Annotated in this window: 15 protein-coding genes and 1 riboswitch; of the genes, 5 read left to right on the plus strand and 10 right to left on the minus strand. The window is 41.7% G+C overall.

The window, feature by feature from the left end; translation table 11 throughout:
* The first annotated feature begins 4 nt into the window (after nucleotides 1-4).
* Nucleotides 5-1,447 carry a serine hydrolase domain-containing protein gene (locus AOG27_RS02850; protein WP_054551503.1) on the plus strand — a complete coding sequence of 481 codons (1,443 nt, stop codon included), beginning with the start codon at nucleotides 5-7 and terminating at the stop codon, nucleotides 1,445-1,447.
* A 49-nt stretch (nucleotides 1,448-1,496) separates the two neighbouring features.
* Here AOG27_RS02850 and ribB read toward each other — a convergent pair whose 3' ends face one another.
* Nucleotides 1,497-2,150, minus strand: coding sequence for a 3,4-dihydroxy-2-butanone-4-phosphate synthase (ribB, locus tag AOG27_RS02855; protein ID WP_105180530.1), 654 nt, complete (start codon nucleotides 2,148-2,150; stop codon nucleotides 1,497-1,499).
* Nucleotides 2,151-2,256: 106 nt separating this feature from the next.
* Nucleotides 2,257-2,404, minus strand: a riboswitch (FMN riboswitch).
* A gap of 47 nt (nucleotides 2,405-2,451) precedes the next feature.
* Complete coding sequence (locus tag AOG27_RS02860) at nucleotides 2,452-3,390, minus strand: LysR family transcriptional regulator (RefSeq protein WP_054551504.1); 939 nt, start codon at nucleotides 3,388-3,390, stop codon at nucleotides 2,452-2,454.
* 102 nt (nucleotides 3,391-3,492) lie between these two features.
* Between AOG27_RS02860 and AOG27_RS02865 the strand changes: the two genes are divergently transcribed.
* A complete protein-coding gene (locus AOG27_RS02865) occupies nucleotides 3,493-4,149 on the plus strand; it encodes a nitroreductase family protein (protein ID WP_054551938.1) in 657 nt (218 codons plus the stop codon).
* A 72-nt stretch (nucleotides 4,150-4,221) separates the two neighbouring features.
* Here AOG27_RS02865 and AOG27_RS02870 read toward each other — a convergent pair whose 3' ends face one another.
* The 6 genes from AOG27_RS02870 to dapB form a co-directional block, all read right to left on the minus strand.
* On the minus strand, nucleotides 4,222-4,623 hold the full coding sequence (locus tag AOG27_RS02870; protein WP_152967105.1) for a hypothetical protein: 402 nt from the start codon (nucleotides 4,621-4,623) through the stop codon (nucleotides 4,222-4,224).
* 57 nt (nucleotides 4,624-4,680) lie between these two features.
* Nucleotides 4,681-5,724: a S66 family peptidase gene (locus AOG27_RS02875; protein WP_054551506.1), complete on the minus strand. Its 1,044-nt coding sequence runs from the start codon at nucleotides 5,722-5,724 to the stop codon at nucleotides 4,681-4,683.
* 117 nt (nucleotides 5,725-5,841) lie between these two features.
* Nucleotides 5,842-6,318 (minus strand): transcription elongation factor GreA, encoded by a 477-nt coding sequence (gene greA / locus AOG27_RS02880; RefSeq protein WP_054551507.1) that lies wholly within the window; start codon nucleotides 6,316-6,318, stop codon nucleotides 5,842-5,844.
* 51 nt (nucleotides 6,319-6,369) lie between these two features.
* Entirely contained in the window at nucleotides 6,370-9,588 is a 3,219-nt protein-coding gene (carB, locus tag AOG27_RS02885) for a carbamoyl-phosphate synthase large subunit (RefSeq protein ID WP_054551508.1), read from the minus strand.
* Nucleotides 9,589-9,604: 16 nt separating this feature from the next.
* Nucleotides 9,605-10,741: a glutamine-hydrolyzing carbamoyl-phosphate synthase small subunit gene (carA, locus tag AOG27_RS02890; RefSeq protein ID WP_054551509.1), complete on the minus strand. Its 1,137-nt coding sequence runs from the start codon at nucleotides 10,739-10,741 to the stop codon at nucleotides 9,605-9,607.
* A gap of 207 nt (nucleotides 10,742-10,948) precedes the next feature.
* Complete coding sequence (gene dapB / locus AOG27_RS02895; protein WP_054551510.1) at nucleotides 10,949-11,746, minus strand: 4-hydroxy-tetrahydrodipicolinate reductase; 798 nt, start codon at nucleotides 11,744-11,746, stop codon at nucleotides 10,949-10,951.
* 280 nt (nucleotides 11,747-12,026) lie between these two features.
* Between dapB and AOG27_RS02900 the strand changes: the two genes are divergently transcribed.
* Nucleotides 12,027-13,340 carry a Na+/H+ antiporter NhaC family protein gene (locus AOG27_RS02900; protein WP_054551511.1) on the plus strand — a complete coding sequence of 438 codons (1,314 nt, stop codon included), beginning with the start codon at nucleotides 12,027-12,029 and terminating at the stop codon, nucleotides 13,338-13,340.
* Between the two features lie 93 nt (nucleotides 13,341-13,433).
* Nucleotides 13,434-14,216, plus strand: a complete 783-nt coding sequence (locus AOG27_RS02905; RefSeq protein ID WP_054551512.1) for an outer membrane protein OmpK — start codon at nucleotides 13,434-13,436, stop codon at nucleotides 14,214-14,216.
* A gap of 95 nt (nucleotides 14,217-14,311) precedes the next feature.
* Here AOG27_RS02905 and AOG27_RS02910 read toward each other — a convergent pair whose 3' ends face one another.
* The gene (locus AOG27_RS02910) at nucleotides 14,312-15,109 is read right to left on the minus strand and encodes a M48 family metallopeptidase (protein WP_054551513.1); all 798 of its coding nucleotides are present in this window, start codon (nucleotides 15,107-15,109) and stop codon (nucleotides 14,312-14,314) included.
* A 192-nt stretch (nucleotides 15,110-15,301) separates the two neighbouring features.
* Here AOG27_RS02910 and AOG27_RS02915 point away from each other — a divergent pair, with 192 nt between their 5' ends.
* Complete coding sequence (locus AOG27_RS02915; RefSeq protein ID WP_054551514.1) at nucleotides 15,302-16,501, plus strand: Bcr/CflA family efflux MFS transporter; 1,200 nt, start codon at nucleotides 15,302-15,304, stop codon at nucleotides 16,499-16,501.
* A 28-nt stretch (nucleotides 16,502-16,529) separates the two neighbouring features.
* Here AOG27_RS02915 and grpE read toward each other — a convergent pair whose 3' ends face one another.
* The gene (gene grpE, locus AOG27_RS02920; protein ID WP_054551515.1) at nucleotides 16,530-17,138 is read right to left on the minus strand and encodes a nucleotide exchange factor GrpE; all 609 of its coding nucleotides are present in this window, start codon (nucleotides 17,136-17,138) and stop codon (nucleotides 16,530-16,532) included.
* Nucleotides 17,139-17,193 lie beyond the last annotated feature (55 nt).

Raw genomic sequence — 17,193 nt, forward strand, 5'->3', positions numbered from 1 at the left:
AGCAATGAACATATTCTTTAATAAACTAAGACTACTTGTAGTTTTTTATTTAGTCGCAATTTCAAGCCTCGCACATAGCCAAAACATGCAAGCAGAGATGGCTGACTTTATTAATGGCTTTCATAACTTTAAGCAGTTTAATGGCAATGTGTTAGTTGCAAAGGATGGAAAAGTACTGTTTGAACAAAGCGTTGGCTATGCCAACTTTGAATGGGGTATAAAACATAGTAATAAAAGTAAATTTAGAATTGGTTCAATTACCAAACAGTTTACCGCCATGTTAATTCTGCAATTGGCACAAGATGGTAAACTCAAACTCGATGATCACCTTGCAACATACCTCCCTGATTACAGAAAAGATATAGCCACTAAAATTACCCTTCGGCAAATACTTAATCACACCTCAGGTCTTGGAAATTATACTCAGGCAAAATCGTTTCGTGATGAGTACAGCCGAAACCCTTACAGTGTTGATGAATTTATTCGCTTATTATGTAGTGATGATCTAGTGTTCGAACCTGGCACTGAATTTCGTTATAGCAACTCTGGCTATTTTATTTTAGGTGCGGTAATCGAAAAGGTAACAGGTCAAAAATATCAAGACGTATTACAGAAGAATATTTTAGATCCACTCGATATGAAGGATACAGGCTATGACTCTCACAATAAAATCATTAAATTTCGCGTATCGGGTTACGACAATGGCCTAGCAGGTTATAGCAATACTGATTATTTAGATATGTCTATCCCGTATGCTGCTGGGTCAATGTATTCAACAGCACGAGATTTACTAAAATGGGATCAAGCTCTCTACACAGATAAGTTATTGAACAACGAATATAAAAAACAGATGTATCAAGTTTCTGAGCAAAGAAATTATGCGCTTGGTTGGGAAGTTACAAACCTTGATAAAAGCACCTACGGAAAACCCCTAACACGTATCCAACATGGCGGTGGTATTAATGGTTTTAATGCATTTATAAGTAGAATAATCGAAGACAAATTACTGGTTATTATTTTAAATAACACCGGTGGTGCGCCACTCACACCCATGACTAATGGCTTACTTGCAATCTACTATGGCAAACCCTACGAAAAAGCGACAGAGCATGCAGATAGTAAACTTTATAACGCATTTAAACGTGAAGGTATTGCAGGGCTAAAGAATACCTATCAGCAAATGGTGAGTGAGGGTAATACGCCTAGAGAAAGGTCGCTAAACTACTTTGGCTATGAATTAATGCAGATGGATGAGCTAGACGCCGCAATAACGGTGTTTGAACTCAACAATCAATCTTATCCAGATTCAGCAAATACGTTTGACAGTTTAGGTGAAGCATATTTAACAGCTGGTGATAAACAAAAAGCATTAGCAAGTTACAAAAGTGCGCTAAAACTTAATCCTGACAGTGAAAGTGCTAAACAAGCTATTGAGAAATTACAATAAATAAAGGCCACAAGAGTGGCCTTATTTTTTTACTTACGGCTTAAAGCTTTTAGCAAGCCTGTTTTTGCGTTGCTTGGATATAGGCAACTAAATCTTCAATCGATACAACAGGCATATTGTGCTCACTGGCAAACTTGCTTACTTCAGGCAAGCGAGCCATTGAACCATCTGGATTCGTTAATTCACAAATAACACCAAACGGTGTTAAACCCGCTAACTGCATTAAATCAACCGATGCCTCGGTATGGCCACGGCGCACTAATACACCACCCGTTTGTGCTCGCAGTCCAAACACATGTCCTGGACGAGACAAATCTTCAGGCTTTGCATTGTCAGCTGTTGCCGCTTTAATGGTGGTTACACGATCAGCTGCTGAAACGCCGGTTGTCACGCCCGTTTTAGCTTCAATGGTCACTGTATAAGCTGTTTTGTTTTGGCTGGTGTTATGCTCAACCATTTGTGGTAAATCAAGCTGTTTAACACGCTCATCGCCCATGCAAAGACACACAATACCGCTGCCTTCACGGATCATCATGGCCATTTGCTCTGTGGTCAGGTGCTGTGCTGAATACACAAAATCACCTTCGTTTTCACGGTTTTCGTCATCTACTACAAGTACGCCTTCACCTTGCTGCAAGGCAGCAATAGCACGTTCAACGCGTTCAAGTGGTTCGCCAAATTGGCTAAGTAAAGAAGACTGAATCATCATTTTTAATACCTATTAAATTAAATATGAAAAGATTCAGGACATTGAAAGGCACAGCAAAAAAGACCACCCGCAGGCAGCCAATTACTGTTTTATAGATAAACTATATTCTCTTTCATCCGGACTATCACCGTCGGCTCTGGCCTCTCACCAGATCTGCTGACCTCTAACCAAAGTTAAAGCGCTCGCGGGCTCACTTAAATTTAAAGTATACCGCCGGTGGGGAATTTCACCCCGCCCTGAGAATGTTGCTTAATCAATAAGATGAATAAGCCAAGCTATTCTATACCTAAAGTAATTAGTTATCGAGTACCCGCTTATCTAATATGCCTTTTTCAATCAGTTGATTGAGGATCGCCTTGGTTTTTTCTCGGCATATATCACGCACTAGACGAACCGCGGGTGTAATGGACTGTCGACTTGGGCATATTAGCCAAAGCTCAGCACATAAGTGAGGATAATTTTGCATCACGGGCACTACCCGCCCACTTAGTAAATCATCACTGATATCAATACATGATTTAACCGCTAGGCCTTTACCAGCCACGCACCAACGCCTTACCAAATCACCATCATTAGATGCTCGGCGGCCTTGCATTTTCACCTTAAAACGCTCGGTTCCATCGGTAAATTCCCAGACATTATTGATGATATCTTGTAGTTGATAAAACAGGCCTTGATGCTGATTTAATTCATCGGGATGTGTCGGCGCGCCATGTTCGGCAATGTACTTCGAGGTTGCACATAACAGCCGCGGAACATTACAAATTTTAAAGCCATACAAATTTGAGTCGGATGGCGAGCCATACCTAAGGGCAAAATCAACGGAGTCTCGGTAAAAGTCGACATTACTATCGCTAATATGCGGGCGCATACTCAGCTTTGGATACTCATCAAGTAGCTCATCTAACCATGGGATAATGATGTTGCGGCCTAAATCTGAAGATAATGCGACTCTTAGTTCTCCTTCAATTTCATCATGCTCACCTTTTAACGCGAGTGTGGCTTGGTCTAGCATGAGCACTGCTTGCTGACACTGAGGTAAAAAGCGCTCCCCTGCCGCAGATAAACGCAAATGACGAGTAGTTCTAACAAATAACTCAGCCCCCAGCGCTGCTTCAACACGTTTAATTGCCGCACTGGCGGTAGCAGCTCGCATGTCTAATTTGGCTGCCGCGGTTGTAATACTGCGAAATTCAGCCACCTTGAGGATTAATTTAAGATCTTCAACCAGCATATTAACTAAAAATTTTTGATAATGTTTTTTCGATTATGCGCTTTATCGTAAAGTATGCAAGGCGTAAACTGCACCTAATTGTTATACATGCGGGAGCAAATCATGACACACCCAATCATTTCTGACTTACAACGCCGTTATACTAGTAAACGTTACGACGCTTCAAAACAAATTAGCCAAGCAGACTTAGCTGTAATTTTAGAAGCATTACGTTTATCGCCATCGTCTATTAATTCTCAACCATGGAAGTTTGTGGTCATTGAATCAGAGCAAGGTAAACAGCGTCTGCATGATAGTTTTGCAAATAAGTTTCAGTTTAACCAAGTTCATGCAAAAGCGGCATCACACACCATTTTATTTGCTTATAACCCAAGCTATAAACGTGCTGATTATGAAAAAGTAATTGATGCCGATATTGCTAATGGCCGTACAAAAGCAGAAAACAAAGAGCAAGCATTTGGCGCCTTCGCCTTTGTTGATTTAAATACTGATGAGCAAGGTGTTAACGCTGCTTGGACTAAAGCGCAAACCTACATTGCCTTAGGTAATACCATGCATACAGTGGCTCGTTTAGGTTTAGACTCAACACCGATGGAAGGTGTCGATAAAGACTTACTCGGTGAGCTTTTTGCAGATGAATTAGGCGACTATGTTTGTGAGGTGGCACTCGCTATTGGTTATCACGAGCCAGAGCAAGATTATAATGCTGCATTACCAAAATCGCGTTTAGATAAAAATTCTGTAATTAAGATTGTTTAACAAACCTTAATAGTTACGCCTTTTAATGTAGGCGTAACTTTAAATGGCTATTATAAATGAGCTTATAAGCTTTTAATCAGATAGAAACTGCCTATACACTTTTTCATCCAAGCCTAAATTAGGGCAAACCAAGGTTTTATCCTTCACCTTTGATAATGATAGTGTTTCATTATTAACAATAACAGCTTGATATTCTAGTGAACAGTTATCTTCTTTTGTTACGGACCATCTCGACAGCTTATCTAACGGTGATGGTGCCCCAGAAATAATATAAACCTCTGTTTCACCATATTTCTTAAAATTCAATAAATTATCATGAACTTTCACTAAACTGCATGGAGTAATTAACCCCAGTTTTTTTTCTGTGTTATTTAACTTCACTGTACAACTTTCAGAATTTACATAAAGAGCACTTTTCGCAGTTGAACAGGACAAAAGTAATATCATGCCAAGCAATAATAATTTTACTTTCACACTAATATCTCCCAAAACCAAACTTGATCACCTAGTTCTAGCCAATCAGAGCTTCCTTTAATTACATATTGTCTTCACAACCACATTACTCGCCATACCTTCACACAAATCTGCAGTTATTGTGGCAACAGCACCATTAATTAATGCTAAATTAGGGGCTACGTGGCCAATGTCGGCATCAACAATAACTGGGAACAAATTGCCTTTAAATGCGAGCTCTATTGCTTGGTATTCATCAAAGTAGCAGTCGTTATTAATTGCAGGGCTGCGGCCGAATACCACCGCATTTACATCAGTAAAAACATCATTCAACTTTAACGATAACAAACAACGTGCAAGGGCCATTGGACTGAGCTCTGCATTTTCTAGGTATAAAATTAACCCCTCTGGTGCATACTGTTTTTTAAACTCATGCAATGCATAGTAATTAGAGGGTAACAACAGACCTAAGGTATCTAAACAGCCGCCAATTAAGCGACCAGACACTTCAATTTGGCGTTTATCTTTATAGTTAATACAGCGCCATTGGCTAGGAGCAGTATAGTCAAATTGAGCCTCAGGCTTAGCTTTATAATCAATTTGCTTTTGCTGATAAAAAGGCGAAGCAACTTGATGCAATTGCTGTTTTTCTTCAAGTGACATGGCACTGAATATATTTGCTAAATAAACATCGGAATCGTCAGGGTGAATTTGCATTAAATTCGCAGCGTGCAAGGTTGCCCAGCCACAACGAGTGGTTAATGCACATGCAAACGTGCTGATATCTGAAAAGCCAACCAACCATTTAGGTTTTGCTTTACTTATCGCATTAAAATCGAGAAGCGGTAAAATTTCCATGGTGAGATCGCCCCCCCATGGCGGCATGATGGCTGCGATTGAATCATCAGTTAAATACTGCATGAGCTCATCAGCACGTTGCTTTGCACTATTGTGTGACTGACGTAAGCAGGCACCTTCAACAACAATAAAACCTTTGGCTGTTAAGCCATTAAGTACTATGTCTAAGCGCTCATGAAAGGCTTTATCAACACCTGATGAAAAAGCACATATGGCTATTTTATCACCTTGAACAAGTGGTTTAGGATACTGAATTTTCGCCATTATTACTCCTTCATTGCAACAGTTTGTAGCCAACGTACCGAATAAATCCACGCCTGTAAACAGGCATAAAAAAACCGCAGTGTGAACTGCGGTTTTTCTCAATGCTTGGTTAAGCTACTAAATATACTCAACTTCAATGATTTCGTACTCTACTTCACCGTTTGGCGTTTTAATGATAACGGCATCATCTACCTCTTTACCAATTAAACCACGCGCGATTGGTGAGTTAACAGAGATCAGGTTGTTTTTGATATCTGCTTCGTCATCGCCTACGATTTGGTATTTTACTTCAGCATCGGTTTCAACATTAACGATAGTGACCGTTGTGCCAAAAATAACTTTACCTGTGTTAGGCATTTTAGTTACATCAATGATTTGCACATTTGAAAGCTTCGCTTCAATTTCTTGAATACGGCCTTCGCAGAAACCTTGTTGCTCACGAGCAGCGTGGTATTCAGCGTTTTCTTTCAAATCACCGTGCTCACGTGCTTCAGCGATATCAGCAACGATTTTTGGACGGGTAACTGTTTTTAATTCGTTAAGTTCTTCGCGCAGTAATGCTGCACCACGAACTGTCATCGGAATTGATTGCATATTATTCTCACTTAATCCCAAGGGCGATTGCCTCGCCCTTGGCACATTTCCTTAGTTCATTCGCTGGTGTAGTTCCTGAACTGACGTCACCTTGCTACGGTCATCTGCTTGGTTTGCAGTACAGTTAGCAAATGCCGCGTTCAGAGTCGTTGTGTAGTTAGTCTTATGCTGTAACGCACCACGACGTAACACCTTCGAATCTTCAATCGCTTGGCGGCCTTCAGTAGTGTTTACAATGTAGCTGTATTCACCATTTTTAATTCTATCAAGAATATGAGGACGACCTTCGTATACTTTGTTCACGCGACGAACTGCAATACCAGCTTCTTCAAGTGCTTTTGCAGTGCCACCTGTTGCATCTAGCTCAAAACCAAGATCAGTCATGGTTTTAGCTAGTTCAACGATACGTGGTTTGTCACTGTTGCGTACCGATAGTAACGCGCGACCACCGCGTGGTAAAGTGTTGCTTGCACCTAATTGTGCTTTTGCGAATGCTTCGGCGAAAGTTTCACCAACACCCATAACTTCACCCGTTGAGCGCATTTCTGGGCCACGAATTGGGTCAACACCTTGGAACTTAGCAAATGGCAGTACCACTTCTTTTACGCTGTAGTAAGGAGGGATTACTTCTTTTGTAATACCTTGGCTTGCTAGCGACTGACCCGCCATACAACGTGCCGCTACTTTAGCAAGTGCGATACCTGTCGCTTTTGAAACGAACGGTACTGTACGCGCAGCACGTGGGTTTACTTCGATTAAGTAAACTTTACCGTCTTTCACAGCAAACTGTGTATTCATCAGACCTACTACGCCAAGCTCTAGTGCCATATCTGTCACTTGCTTACGCATTACGTCTTGTACTTCAGCAGTTAGTGAGTGAGCTGGTAATGAACACGCTGAGTCACCTGAGTGAACACCTGCTTGCTCAATGTGCTCCATGATACCACCGATGATTACTTGCTCACCGTCACAGATAGCGTCAACGTCAACTTCGATTGCGTTATCTAAAAAGTGGTCAAGTAGTACTGGCGCTTCATTTGACGCTGATACTGCTTCAGTCATGTAACGACGTAAATCGTCTTCATCATAAACCACTTCCATCGCGCGACCACCTAGTACGTACGAAGGACGTACAACCAGTGGGAAGCCAATTTCAGCAGACTTAACAATCGCTTCTTCTAAAGAAGTAACCGTTGCATTCTCTGGTTGAAGAAGGTTTAGACGCTCAACAAGCTGTTGGAAACGCTCACGGTCTTCTGCACGGTCGATTGCATCTGGTGAAGTACCAATAACTGGCACGCCATTCGCTTCAAGCTCACGAGCAAGTTTTAGTGGTGTTTGACCACCGTACTGAACGATAACACCTTTTGGCTTTTCAACACGTACGATTTCTAATACATCTTCAAGCGTGATTGGCTCGAAGAATAAGCGATCAGATGTATCGTAGTCAGTTGAAACAGTTTCAGGGTTACAGTTAACCATGATTGTTTCATAGCCGTCTTCACGTAAAGCTAATGCTGCGTGAACACAACAGTAATCGAATTCGATACCTTGACCGATACGGTTAGGACCACCACCGATTACCATGATTTTATCTTTGTCAGATGGATTCGCTTCACATTCTTCATCATAAGATGAGTACATGTAAGCTGTGTCTGAGCTGAACTCTGCAGCACAGGTATCAACGCGCTTATATACAGGCACGATAGCTAACTGGTGACGCTTCTTACGAATTTCTGCTTCAGAAACACCGGCAATTTCAGCGATACGCGCATCAGCAAAACCTTTACGCTTAAGCTTGCGTAAAAACTCAGCATTTAAACCAGCCATACCTACTTCGCTGATTGTTGCTTCGTCTTTTAAGATGTCTTCGATTTGAACTAAGTACCAAGGGTCAATCTTAGTTAATTCGAATACGTCTTCTACGCTCATACCGTGACGCATTGCATCAGCAACGTACCAAATACGCTCAGCACCTGGCTCACGTAATTCACGGATGATTTTTTCTTTTGCTTTCGGATCATCAAGAGCAACAATTGGGTTAAAGCCCGTTGCGCCAACTTCAAGACCACGTAATGCTTTATGTAGCGACTCTTGTTGGTTACGACCAATCGCCATAACCTCACCCACAGATTTCATCTGTGTTGTAAGACGGTCGTTTGAACCTGCGAATTTTTCGAAGTTAAAGCGTGGGATCTTAGTAACAACGTAGTCGATTGACGGCTCGAAAGACGCTGGTGTTTTACCGCCAGTGATGTCGTTTTGAAGCTCATCAAGGGTGTAACCTACAGCTAGTTTTGCAGCGATTTTCGCAATTGGGAAACCGGTTGCTTTTGAAGCTAATGCAGATGAACGCGATACACGTGGGTTCATCTCGATGATAACCATACGGCCATCAACTGGATTCACACCAAACTGTACGTTTGAACCACCTGTTTCAACACCGATTTCACGAAGTACCGCCATCGATGCATTACGCATGATTTGGTATTCTTTATCAGTTAGTGTTTGCGCAGGAGCAACCGTGATTGAGTCACCCGTGTGAACACCCATAGGGTCAAAGTTTTCGATAGAACATACGATGATACAGTTGTCGTTTTTGTCACGAACAACTTCCATTTCGTACTCTTTCCAACCGATTAACGATTCGTCGATTAGAAGTTCATTTGTTGGTGATAAATCTAAACCACGCTCACAAATTTCATCAAATTCTTCTTGGTTGTATGCAACACCACCACCGGTACCACCCATAGTGAATGATGGACGAATGATACATGGGAAACCGATGCGGCTAAGTACATCGTGTGCTTCTTCCATTGAGTGAGCGATTTCTGCACGCGGACACTCAAGGCCAATGTTCTTCATTGCTACGTCAAAACGCTCACGGTTTTCAGCTTTATCGATTGCATCAGCAGTTGCACCGATTAGCTCAACACCATGTTTTGCCAGTACACCGTGCTTGTCTAAATCAAGCGCACAGTTTAATGCTGTTTGACCACCCATAGTAGGTAGTACTGCATCTGGCTTTTCTTTTTCAATGATTTTCTCTACCACTTCCCAGTGAATTGGTTCGATGTACGTCGCATCCGCCATTTCAGGGTCAGTCATGATAGTTGCAGGGTTCGAGTTTACAAGAATTACTCGAAAGCCTTCTTCTCGTAGTGCTTTACACGCTTGTGCACCAGAGTAGTCAAATTCACAAGCTTGACCGATTACGATCGGGCCCGCGCCTAAGATAAGAATGCTTTTTATGTCGGTACGTTTTGGCATTGTTACTCCGGTTAAATTAGTTAGAACGTGCTTGCATCAGGTCGATGAAGTGGTCAAATAATGGCGCCGCATCATGTGGACCTGGGCTTGCTTCAGGGTGACCTTGGAAGCTAAATGCAGGCTTATCTGTGCGGTGAATACCTTGTAGCGTGCCATCGAATAAAGAAACGTGAGTTGCACGTAAATTCGCTGGTAAGGTTGCTTCGTCAGCTGCGAAACCGTGGTTTTGCGCTGTGATCATTACAACATTGCGGTCAAGGTCTTTAACTGGGTGGTTACCACCGTGGTGACCAAACTTCATTTTCACCGTTTGTGCACCTGAAGCAAGTGCAAGTAATTGGTGACCTAAACAGATACCAAAGATTGGCGTGTCTGTTTCTAGGAAAGTTTTAATTGCTTCAATCGCGTATGTACACGGCTCAGGGTCGCCAGGGCCATTTGATAAGAAAATACCGTCTGGGTTTAATGCCAATACGTCTTCTGCAGATGTTTGTGCTGGAACAACGGTTAATTTACAACCGCGGTCAACTAACATACGTAAGATATTACGTTTAACACCGAAGTCATAAGCAACAACGTGGAACTTCTCGTCTGCTGCTTCTAGCGTTTTAAAACCTGAACCTAATGTCCAGCTTGAATCACGCCACTCAAAATTTTCCTTGGTTGAGACAACTTTTGCTAAATCCATGCCTTTTAAGCCTGGGAAGGCTTGCGCAGCTTCAAGCGCTTTATTCTCATCTAACTCGTCGCCTGCAATGATACAACCATTTTGAGCGCCTTTATCACGTAAGATACGTGTTAATTTACGAGTGTCGATGTCTGCAATACCTAAGATATTGCGTTCTTTTAAGTAATCACTTAACGATTGCTCGTTACGGAAATTACTTGCTAGCAGTGGCAAATCACGGATCACTAGGCCTTTAGCCCAGATTTGACCCGCTTCTTCGTCTTCGCTGTTAGTACCCGTATTACCGATATGTGGGTACGTCAAAGTTACGATTTGTTCCGCGTATGAAGGGTCAGTCAAAATTTCTTGATAACCAGTCATAGACGTATTGAATACTACTTCACCGACTGACATGCCGTCAGCGCCGATTGCAGTACCGCGAAACACTGTGCCGTCTTCTAGGACTAACAGAGCGGATTTAGTCAAGTTAACCTCCTAACAGTAAAAAACGGGAGTAAAGTCATTTGCTCTACTGCCCGTTTAAAGCGATTGGAAACACGCATTTATGAATTTTTGGCAAATTGGCGCTATTCTACAGTAATTTAGCTTTCAGATCTAATCTTAATTAATAAAATAGTAAAAATAAGCGTTATTAACGAAAAATTCACTGAAACTGCCAAAAAAGAGACTAAACTACTTCAAGTCAAGCACATCTTGCATGTCATAAAGTCCAGCTGGTTTATTTTTCAACCAGCCTGCAGCTCTTACAGCTCCTAACGCGAAGGTCATTCTTGAACTTGCTTTATGAGTTAATTCTAGCCTTTCGCCAGAAGTTGCGAAATATGCGGTGTGTTCACCTACAATATCTCCGCCTCTCATGACCGAATAACCGATTTCATTTTGCGATTTTGCGTGTTCGTCTTTGCTTCTATCAAAACGCGCGACTTCATCATGCTGCCAGCCTTTTGCCTCAGCAATTGCTTCACCAATTGCCAATGCAGTTCCCGATGGCGCATCAATTTTATGACGATGATGAGCTTCAAATATTTCGATATCCATGTCATCGCCAAACTTCACAGCCGCAGTCTGCACTAAGTTAAGCAGTAAATTCACACCTACGCTATAGTTGCGGGCAAAAACAATCGGAATGTGTTTCGCGGCATCATTTAGCGCATCAAGATCATCTTGGTTAAGGCCCGTAGTACCAATTACCATGGCGATATTTTTTTCGACCGCTGTTTGCAGGTGGTTGCGCATTCCTTGAGGTAAGGTGAAATCTATCAATACATCTGCATCTTTTACGTCTGTTTCTTTACTAAATGATACATCTGCTGATGCAGCGCTGTTTAATTGATTAACCGCACTATCTAAAAGTGGTGAGTTTTCGCGTACGTACGCGCCCGTTAATGTTGCGTCATCTTTTTTTGAGACTGCTTCTAAAAGTGCAAGTCCCATGCGGCCGTTTGCGCCAAATACACCTATGCGGTTCATATAGTTACCTTATCTATTCTTCTTAGCTGGCTGGATTTTATCGAAAACTCATGTAATAGTCAGGTTAGCTTATAAAAAATACAGAGCTAATTTTAGATTTATTAATAGAACAACAATAATAACAGATAGTCTTTGCATTTAGCCATCTATACATTTAAACTTCTTCCTTTGCGCCGATTTGGTCTTTGGCTTGCGGGCGCTGTTGTTGTCTTTTAGACACAACTAAATACAGCTAAAAGAAGTGTTTGGCTGTGTTATTGGTTATCTAACGAGGAATATGATGCAGCCATCATTTAATAAAACAAAAGCAAAACTTTCTTTGCTGCCGCTTTTGGTGTTTGTCGGCTTATTTTTAGGCGCTGGCTTATACTTACAGTCTCAAGGTGTCGATTACGCCTTCTATCAATTGCCTGCTCCTGTGGCAATTTTACCTGCCATCATGCTGGCGTTTATCTTAAATAAAAATACCATCAACCACAGTGTTGAAACCTTTATTAAAGGTGCTGGCCATAGCAACATCATCACTATGTGTTTGATTTATCTGCTTGCTGGTGCGTTTTCTGCGGTTGCTGGTGCAACCGGTGGTGTTGATGCCGTTGTTAATGCCGGTTTATCACTTATTCCACCTGCTCTGTTACTACCTGGATTATTTTTAATCGCTGCGGTTGTGTCGACTGCGATGGGCACTTCAATGGGTACTATCGGTGCGATTGGCCCGATTGCTTATGCCGTCGCCCAAAAAACAGGCATTGATCCATCTCTGATGGCAGGCACGATTGTATCGGGTGCCATGTTTGGTGATAACTTATCAATCATCTCGGACACAACTATTGCTGCAACCCGCACGCAAGGCTGTGAAATGAAAGATAAATTCCGTGAGAACTTAAAAATCGCCTTACCTGCTGCGGCATTAACTATCGGCTTGTTGTTCTTCTTAACCCCTGCAGCAGAAGCTGTAGAGACACAAGACTTCGATATTTTATTAGTGTTACCTTATGCCTTTATCTTAGTGCTCGCGGTAATGGGCTTTAACGTATTCGTGGTGCTGTTTAGTGGTATTATCTTTGCCGCACTCATGGGCTTTACTGGCAGCTATGAAGGTGCAAGCTTTGTTAAAGATATTTATAAAGGCTTTACTGATATGCAGGAAATCTTCTTGCTATCGATGTTTATTGGTGGCCTTTCAGAGTTTATCCGTATTAATGGTGGTCTTGATTATATTGCTAACAAAATTCAAGCAATTACAAAAATCGTTGCAAAATGGCACCGTAAAGTTGCAGATCAATTAGGGATTGCAGCACTGGTTATGACCAGTAACTTATGCATCGCTAATAATACCGTGTCTATTATAGTTGCAGGCCCGATTGCTAAAAAATTAGCGGATGATGGTGAAATTACAGGCAAGCGTTCAGCAAGCTTACTTGATATTTTTGCTTGTGTTACGCAAGGCTCATTGCCGTATGGCGCACAAGCACTTCTACTGGGCGCAACCTTCAAAATTAGCCCATGGGAAGTCTCTACCTCTTCTTATTACTGCTTTATTCTTGCCTTTACTGCCGTTGCAGTAATTTGCTTACGCCGAAATAAAGCATAAGTTAAATAATTTTTTCTCTCGATACGCCCAAATATGGGCGTATCTGCTATAATCCTCACTTTATATCCCCCATTACACCATCAATATTGAGATATGAACTTGAAAAAGATCCTTTCTGTTGCTGCGCTTTGTGCAGTAAGTACTTCGAGCTATGCCGCTAATTGGAGCTCTACGCAATTACACGTTAATAACGGTGAACACAAAAACCCGTTTTCATTGACTAAGTCAAACACCACGGTTGTATCACTACAGCATGCGTCTGGTTATGACTATGGCGACAACTTCTTTTTTATTGATTACAGCAATGACGACCGTCAAGATGGTTATCAAGATAAAGACTTTTACGGCGAATGGTATTCAACATTCAGCTTATCAAAAATCTCTGGCAGTGATTTCTCATACGGCGCAATTACTGATGTAGGTTTAACGGCAGGTTTTAATGCCGCAGGCGATTCGAAAGTTCTTAAGTATTTACCGGGTGTAAAACTAAGCTGGCAAGCACCGGGCTTTAGCTTTTTATCTACTTTATTTACCGCTTACATCGATGACAGTGAAGGCGTAGCACGCGGCGGTGCTCCAACTGAAACAAACAGCTGGATGATTGATGTTGCTTGGGGCTACCCATTCACTATTGGCTCACAAAAGTTCAACGTAACAGGCCATGTTGAATACATTGCAGAGCGTGAAAATGAATTTGGCGAAGATGTTAAAGCGTGGATTTTAGCGCAGCCAATCATTACGTGGGATTTAGGTCACGCAATGAGCATGAAAGAAAACACCTTACTGCTAGGCCTTGAGTGGCAATACTGGCACAACAAGCTAGGTACAGACACAACTGAATCAGTACCACAACTTCACGTTGAGTGGACGTTCTAAAAGCTGAAAGCTGAAAGCTGAAAGCTGAAAGCTGAAAAAATTAAAGCCTGTAGTCATCACTGAGTACAGGCTTTTTTAATTTCTATAGATATTCTTTACAGTTTACACTGCGGGGTTTTACCCTTTGCTCGCGCCGCTTGTTGGGCTTTTAATGCTTCCGACATATGCTTTTGAAGCTCTTTGATGCGGTTACCCGGTGCTGGGTGAGTCGACATAAACTCAGGTGTACCGCTACTGCCAGCTGCACTCATATTTTGCCAAAGCGACACTGATTGCTCTGGGTTAAACCCTGCTTTTGCCATTAAATCTAAGCCAACAATATCCGCTTCTGATTCATGTGAGCGGCTGAATGGTAAAACAACACCATACTGTGCGCCTAAGCCTAAGGCTTGCATAATTTCGCCACGATATTGAACATTACCCATATCAAGTGCTGCACCACCAACTTGTAGTCCTGTTTGTAACAGTGCGTTTTGTGATACACGCTCATTAGAATGCTCAGCAATAACATGTGCAACTTCGTGACCTAGTACTGTAGCCAATTGGTCTTGGTTTACAGCGACTTTTAATAAACCTGTATGAACACCAATATACCCCCCGGGTAATGCAAATGCATTTGCTGAATCTTCTTCAAATACAACAACTTCCCAAGACTGCTTGGCATACTCGTTAGGTAAAACCGCAATAACATCATCGGCAATACACTTTACATAAGCATTGACACCTGGATCAGTATTAACAGGCTGTGTTTTTTTCATTTCAGCAAAGCTTGCTTGACCCATTTGGCTCATTTGTTGATCTGAATAAAGTGCGATTTGGGTACGTCCCGTAGGAGAGGTTTTACAGCCAGCTAAAACAGCGGTGGCTAACACTGCCATGATTAACTTTTTCATACTAGTCCTTCAAATACTTTGTGTAATTGAGGCTAATATAGCAAAGCATTGCTTAATTTTATATGAAAATGAACAATCACCCACTCAGTTGTTACCATTTAGTTAATTCTTTTACTTAGCAGGCAAACTAAGTTCACCACAGTGACTCACACTGCTACAATAGTGACCTACTATTTGATTATTGAGTAAACAATGCCTTCCCCTGAGACTTTAAATAAACGCATTTTATTACCTTTACTGGCAAGTATTGTCGCGATTACGCCTTTGGCAATTGATCTATATTTACCAGCGATGTTGGTGATTGCCAACGACTTGCAAACAACCATGCCAAATGTGCAAATATCACTCAGCATTTATTTAGCAGGTTATGCTCTTGGCATGCTTTTTTTTGGCCCGATTGCCGATGAACTTGGCAGGCGATTACTCGCTAAGGTGGGTTTAGCGCTATTTGGTATCAGCTCATTAGCACTAGCATTTTGTACTAACATCGAATTATTTTGGTCTTTAAGAGCTGTGCAAGCATTCACTGGCGCTGCTGCAACCGTTGTAGTGCCGGGTATTATTCGTCATATTTATCGAGAGAACACCGCCAAAGGCATGTCTTATGTCTCGATGATCATGATGGTTGCCCCGTTAATTGCTCCTACTCTAGGCTCATTGATCATGGGAATTTCAACATGGCAGGTTATTTTTATTGCATTGGCGGCCTACAGTTTTGCTATTTTAGCCTTGGTGCAAATTCATTTAATCGATATTCCAATCTTTAAGAGTCAGCAACGTGGTTTGGCATTGTTCTTTAATAGCTATAAAACAGTATTTTCACGCCGCAGTGCCCTTGCCGATATTGCCAGTTCCATGTTTGCCTCATTCGCATTCTTTTGCTTTTTAACATCGGTACCTTATGTATATCTCGATTTCTTCAAAGTAGATGAGCAATTGTTCGGTGTGTTATTCGCCTTTAACGTGCTGGCTTTAATGTTCGGTAACTTTATGAATACACGTTTAGTGCCGCGCTTGGGTTCTCGTAAACTGTTATTTATTGGCCTTAGCATTGGCTTTGTGTCTGGTGGGGCATTGTTATTATTCAGTGTGCTGCATTTATCACTGTATTTTATCGTAGCAAGCATCGCACCACTGATGATGAGCTTAGGTATTGTCGCGAGTAATGCGGACTCATTGATACTGATGCAATTTGAGGAAAAATCAGGCACTGCAACAGCTGTTATTGGTACCCTGAGATTCGGCAGTGGCGCTCTCGTTGGGCCTATTCTTGCTTTTGTTCACCCACAAAGTGCTATTCCATTTTCTGCGATGATGTTCAGCGCACTGATACTTATCTTACTCGTGCAGCTTTGGCATCGAAAATTGGACAAAAAAAATGCCTGTAATTAACAGGCATTTTTTTATTTTTCTTTAAAGCTTATTCAGCTTCTTTTGATACCATAACCATTGCAGGGCGTAATAAACGGCCATTTAATGTATAACCTTTTTGCATTACTGCAAGAACAGTATTAGGTGCTACATCATTGCTTGGTTGAATTGACATTGCTTGATGGAATTCAGGGTTAAATTGCTCACCCTGTGGGTTAACAATTTCAACACCGAATTTTGATACCGCATCATTAAAGCTCTTAACAGTCATTTCGATACCTTCAAGCACAGGTTTAAGCTGCTCATTTTCTTTATCAGAAAACTCAATTGCGCGCTCTAGGTTATCGATAACTGGTAATAATTCGTTAGCAAACTTTTCAAGTGCAAACTTATGCGCTTTTTCTACATCTTGAGCGGCACGACGACGCATGTTCTCAACATCTGCAGCAGCACGAACAACACTGTCTTTTTGATCGTTAATAGTTTGTTTAGCCGCTTCTAATTCGCTGTGTAGTAAAGCGATTTCAGCTTCAGGGCTCATTTCTTCGCCGTCAACTTGTTCAGCTGCTTTTTCTGCAGCTTCTACTTCAGCTTGCATTTGTTCAAATTCTTCGTTTAGTTCAACTTCTTGCTCTGGTGATTTTGTCTGCTCAGACATAGCTTACATGCTCCAATTCTTTACAACTGCGGTAATTATGGGGATTGAATTAAAA

The sequence above is a fragment of the Pseudoalteromonas lipolytica genome (genome assembly GCF_001306915.1).
Taxonomy (GTDB): Bacteria; Pseudomonadota; Gammaproteobacteria; order Enterobacterales; family Alteromonadaceae; genus Pseudoalteromonas; species Pseudoalteromonas simplex.

Coding starts and splice junctions, on each gene's coding strand:
- AOG27_RS02915 (WP_054551514.1), top strand. CDS start 15,302: ATGCCTTCCCCTGAGACTTTAAATAAACGCATTTTATTACCTTTACTG.
- AOG27_RS02900 (WP_054551511.1), top strand. CDS start 12,027: ATGCAGCCATCATTTAATAAAACAAAAGCAAAACTTTCTTTGCTGCCG.
- AOG27_RS02910 (WP_054551513.1), bottom strand. CDS start 15,109: ATGAAAAAGTTAATCATGGCAGTGTTAGCCACCGCTGTTTTAGCTGGC.
- AOG27_RS02860 (WP_054551504.1), bottom strand. CDS start 3,390: ATGCTGGTTGAAGATCTTAAATTAATCCTCAAGGTGGCTGAATTTCGC.
- AOG27_RS02850 (WP_054551503.1), top strand. CDS start 5: ATGAACATATTCTTTAATAAACTAAGACTACTTGTAGTTTTTTATTTA.
- AOG27_RS02865 (WP_054551938.1), top strand. CDS start 3,493: ATGACACACCCAATCATTTCTGACTTACAACGCCGTTATACTAGTAAA.
- AOG27_RS02905 (WP_054551512.1), top strand. CDS start 13,434: ATGAACTTGAAAAAGATCCTTTCTGTTGCTGCGCTTTGTGCAGTAAGT.
- dapB (WP_054551510.1), bottom strand. CDS start 11,746: ATGAACCGCATAGGTGTATTTGGCGCAAACGGCCGCATGGGACTTGCA.
- greA (WP_054551507.1), bottom strand. CDS start 6,318: ATGCAATCAATTCCGATGACAGTTCGTGGTGCAGCATTACTGCGCGAA.
- AOG27_RS02875 (WP_054551506.1), bottom strand. CDS start 5,724: ATGGCGAAAATTCAGTATCCTAAACCACTTGTTCAAGGTGATAAAATA.
- carB (WP_054551508.1), bottom strand. CDS start 9,588: ATGCCAAAACGTACCGACATAAAAAGCATTCTTATCTTAGGCGCGGGC.
- grpE (WP_054551515.1), bottom strand. CDS start 17,138: ATGTCTGAGCAGACAAAATCACCAGAGCAAGAAGTTGAACTAAACGAA.